Source organism: Treponema sp. R6D11, from assembly GCF_054786075.1.
On the sequence record NZ_BDHD01000941.1, the window covers coordinates 1 to 440 of the forward strand.

The 440-nt window shown below is 48.2% G+C and carries 1 protein-coding gene; it reads left to right on the plus strand.

Annotated features, from left to right (window positions below; genetic code table 11):
* Window positions 1-39: 39 nt before the first annotated feature.
* Window positions 40-440, plus strand: a 401-nt coding sequence (locus ACYVTD_RS16910) for a hypothetical protein (RefSeq protein ID WP_461248811.1), incomplete at its 3' end; no start/stop codon positions are given.

The following is a 440-nucleotide window of genomic DNA, read 5'->3' on the forward strand; positions in this document are numbered from 1 at the left end:
AAAAGGTGGGCCGAGGGCCACGTGCAGTCCGCACGATTTTTGACGCGCAACATAGGCGACCTCTCCAAATTAAAATTGCTTCTTAATATAATAAAGGGCCTTGTGCCTGCGCTTCTCCTCGGCCTAGTTTTCTTCGCTTTTTCAGCCAACATTAGCTTTATACTAGCCCCCATCATCTTCAGCCTCGCCTCACCTTTCCTCGGCATGAACCTTAAATTGAGGAAAAACTATTCCGCCGTCATCGCCGACCCCCTCGCAAGCCTTGCACAAAACGCAATCTTCTTCCTAACCCTGCCATATGAGGCATATATCTCGATCGACGCGTGCCTTCGTTCTATATATAGAATGCTAATCTCGCGCGAAAAAATGCTAGAATGGAAGACGGCAGAAATGGCAGAGAAAGACAGCAAAAACGGCAAGTGGCTCAACTATTTCCCGAC